Genomic DNA, 3,281 nt, shown 5'->3' on the forward strand with positions numbered 1-3,281 from the left:
AAGACCGGAACGTTGACTCTTGGGAAGCCGCAACTCTTTGATGTAGAAGGCATTTCGGAGGATGTTTTAGCGTCCGCGGCGCAGCTTGCCGCCAGCAGCAATCACCCCTATTCGAAGGCGATCGTAGCCGCGGCGGAGCAGCGTTTGAGAAAAGTCGTGCCGGCGACCGGCGTCGAGGAGACGGCCGGCGAGGGGCTGTTGCGCCACACGTCGCACGGCGAAGAGCGGTTGGGCTCTGCCGCGTGGTGCGGTGCTGCGACCGAGATATCGGAGGGAGACGGCGCGGAGGTTTGGTATCGGCGCAGCGGGGAGGCACCAGTACGGTTCCGCTTTGCCGATGCCATGCGAGTGGACGCCAAGGAGACGGTCGCAGGCTTGCAGGCGCGCGGCTTCGCAGTGGCGTTGTTGTCGGGCGATCGCACGGGCGTTGTCGCGCGCACTGCCCGTGCGGCAGGAATCGATGTGTGGGAAGCGGAGATGAAGCCCGCCGACAAGATCGCGTGGCTCGATGCGCGGTTGCGTGACGGGCACAAAGTGCTCATGGCCGGCGACGGCCTTAACGATGCGCCGGCGCTTGCCGCGGCCCATGCCTCTATCTCGCCGGCGAGTGCCGCCGATATCAGCCAACGCGCCGCCGACTTCGTGTTCCAAGGCGCGAAGCTGGAGCCGGTTGCCGAGGCAATTCACACAGGCCGCCGCGCGCACCGCATGGCGTTTCAGAACTTCGGCGTTGCGGCGGTCTACAATGTGATCTGCGTGCCGCTGGCCATGGCGGGCTTCGTCACGCCGCTGATCGCCGCGATCGTGATGTCCACCTCTTCGATCCTGGTCACACTCAACGCGGCGCGTCTTGCCGGAGGAGGCCGGTCATGACGGCGCTGGCTTGGCTTATCCCCGCTGCGCTGATCCTCGGCGCGCTTGGCCTCGGGGCCTTCTTGTGGGCGCTGAAGACCGGCCAGTTCGAGGACATGGACGGCGCCGCCTATCGTGCGCTGGAGGACGACCCTCCGGAAGATGAGAGCAAGTGATGCGCGGCCTGAAGGACATCGACTATGTTCTTCATAAGCTTGCCTGGATGCGCGCCGAGAAAATCTGGCCCAACGGCCTGCGTTATCTCTGGACAGACGCCTTTGGCGTCGTCCTTCTCGCCTCGCTCTACGAGTCCACCAAAGAACAGAAATACCTCGACGAAGCCTTCTGGGTTGTGTCGGAGGTGAAGCGCGTGCTGGGGCGGAAACGCGGCATTCGCATTGGCGAGGAGTCTGACCGCGACGGCCAGTATTTCCACTACCTCGCCATATGGCTTTATGCGCTTCATGTGCTGTCGCGCTTCGACCCTAAGTATAAGGCGGAAGGTGTGGCACTCGCGCGCGACATCCACGAGCCCTTCGTGATCCCGGGTCGGGGCGTCATCTGGAAGATGCAGGAGGATCTGAGCGGGCCTTATCCCGGTTATGGCTTTGGTGCGCTCGATGCCTTCGACGGCTATGTGTCCTACCGGCTGCTCGACGAAGAGGCGCTTGCGCCGGAAATCGCCGAGATGCGAGAGCTCGTCAATACGATCGTGGGCGAGCTGACGATCACGCAAGACCTCGGGCTCGGCATGATGTTGTGGATGACCCAATTCTTCGCGGAAGAGGACTGGGCCGTGATCCAGCGCAAGCGCTCGCTTGCCATGCTGGGCCGGATGTGGATGGAGGAGGGGTACTTCGCCCGCGAGCCCTACCTGCCCCATGTGCGGATTGCCTTCGCCAATTACGGCGTTTCGGTGGGCTTGCAAGCGGTCGATGCCATGCCAGAGCATGTCGCGGCGCTCAACGCCTATTTCGACGCCTATCGTTCAGGTGATGAGTATGACCGTGCGGCCATCACCCATGTCATGGCCTGCAATTCGCATTTCCCGGGGCTGCTGTTAGCCTGAGGCCAGGCGTCGCTGGTCGTCGGAGAGATCGTTCGGGTCGTGCTCGGCGGCGCCGCTCGCGGGCTCCAGTGCTGTGCCGATGGCATCGTCCACGTTCGACATCCAGACGAATTTGACGAGATCGCGTGCGGCTTCCGGCACGTCCTCAAAGTCCTTCTTGTTGCGCTCGGGCAGCATGACCGTGTCGATGCCGGCACGGACCGCGGCCAGCACCTTGTTCTTCACCCCGCCGATGGGCAGCACGAGGCCGCGTAAGGAGATCTCGCCGGTCATGGCGACGTCGTTGCGCACCGTGCGGCCAGTCAGCAGAGAGGTGATGGCGATGAACATGGCGACGCCCGCGGAGGGGCCGTCCTTGGGAATGGCGCCGGCCGGCACATGCAAATGAATGTCGGACTTTACGAACACGCTTTGGTCGATGCCAAGCTTGCCGGCGCGCGCCTTCACCAGGCTGAGCGCGGCTTGTGCGCTCTCCTTCATCACGTCGCCAAGTTGGCCGGTGAGGATCAGCTTGCCGTTGCCGGGCACACGGGCGCATTCGACGAATAGGATATCGCCGCCCGTCGGCGTCCAGGCAAGCCCAGTGGCAACGCCGGGAACGCTGGTGCGCATGGCGACTTCGCCCTCGAACTTGTGCGCGCCCAGGATCTCGTGGAGGTCCTTCTCCTCAATGCGCCTGTGCGTCTCTTTGCCTTCAGCTACCTGCATGGCGACGCGCTGGCAGATGGCGCCGATCTCGCGCTCCAAATTGCGGACGCCGGCCTCACGCGTATAGCCGCTGATGATCGCGCGGATCGCCTCCTCGGTGATCTCGCACTGCTCGGGCGTCAGGCCGGAATCCTCCAGCTGACGTTTGACAAGGTATCGCTTGGCGATTTCAACCTTTTCGTCCTCGGTATAACCGGGGATCTCGATAACCTCCATGCGGTCGCGTAACGGTCCCGGAATCTGGTCCAGCACATTCGCCGTGCCAATGAACATCACCTTGGAGAGATCGAACGGCACGCCAAGATAGTTGTCGCGGAAGGTGGAATTCTGCGCAGGGTCGAGCACCTCCAGCAGCGCGGCGGAGGGGTCTCCCTGGAAGCTCGCGCTGAGCTTGTCCATCTCGTCGAGCATGAACACAGGGTTCCGCGTCTCGGCTTTGCGCAGGGCCTGGATGATGTTTCCTGGCAGTGCGCCGATGTAAGTCCGTCTGTGGCCTCGGACTTCCGCCTCATCATGCACGCCGCCTAGGCTGATGCGGCCGAACTTGCGGCCCATGGCACGGGCGATGGACTGGCCGAGCGAGGTCTTGCCGACGCCGGGCGGACCGACGAAGCACAGGATCGGGCTCTTGCCGTTAGGGTTGAGCTTGCGC

Annotated in this window: 4 protein-coding genes; 3 read left to right on the plus strand and 1 reads right to left on the minus strand. The window is 63.5% G+C overall.

What is annotated here, in order from left to right:
* The 3 genes from ABY454_RS12140 to ABY454_RS12150 form a co-directional block, all read left to right on the plus strand.
* Positions 1 to 873 (plus strand): HAD-IC family P-type ATPase (locus tag ABY454_RS12140; protein ID WP_372931006.1); only part of this gene is annotated, 873 nt, incomplete at its 5' end.
* Positions 870 to 1,028 (plus strand): cbb3-type cytochrome oxidase assembly protein CcoS, encoded by a 159-nt coding sequence (gene ccoS, locus ABY454_RS12145; RefSeq protein ID WP_372931008.1) that lies wholly within the window; start codon positions 870 to 872, stop codon positions 1,026 to 1,028. The genes ABY454_RS12140 and ccoS, both read left to right, overlap by 4 nt.
* Positions 1,028 to 1,921 (plus strand): hypothetical protein, encoded by an 894-nt coding sequence (locus tag ABY454_RS12150; protein ID WP_372931010.1) that lies wholly within the window; start codon positions 1,028 to 1,030, stop codon positions 1,919 to 1,921. Before ccoS ends, ABY454_RS12150 begins: the two co-directional genes overlap by 1 nt.
* Here the strand turns inward: ABY454_RS12150 and lon are convergent.
* Positions 1,913 to 3,281 (minus strand): endopeptidase La (gene lon / locus ABY454_RS12155; RefSeq protein WP_372931011.1); only part of this gene is annotated, 1,369 nt, incomplete at its 5' end. The two genes, ABY454_RS12150 and lon, sit on opposite strands and share 9 nt — an antisense overlap.

The sequence above is a fragment of the Methyloceanibacter sp. genome (genome assembly GCF_041573655.1).
Taxonomy (GTDB): domain Bacteria; phylum Pseudomonadota; class Alphaproteobacteria; order Rhizobiales; family Methyloligellaceae; genus Methyloceanibacter.

Coding starts and splice junctions, on each gene's coding strand:
- ABY454_RS12150 (WP_372931010.1), top strand. CDS start 1,028: ATGCGCGGCCTGAAGGACATCGACTATGTTCTTCATAAGCTTGCCTGG.
- ccoS (WP_372931008.1), top strand. CDS start 870: ATGACGGCGCTGGCTTGGCTTATCCCCGCTGCGCTGATCCTCGGCGCG.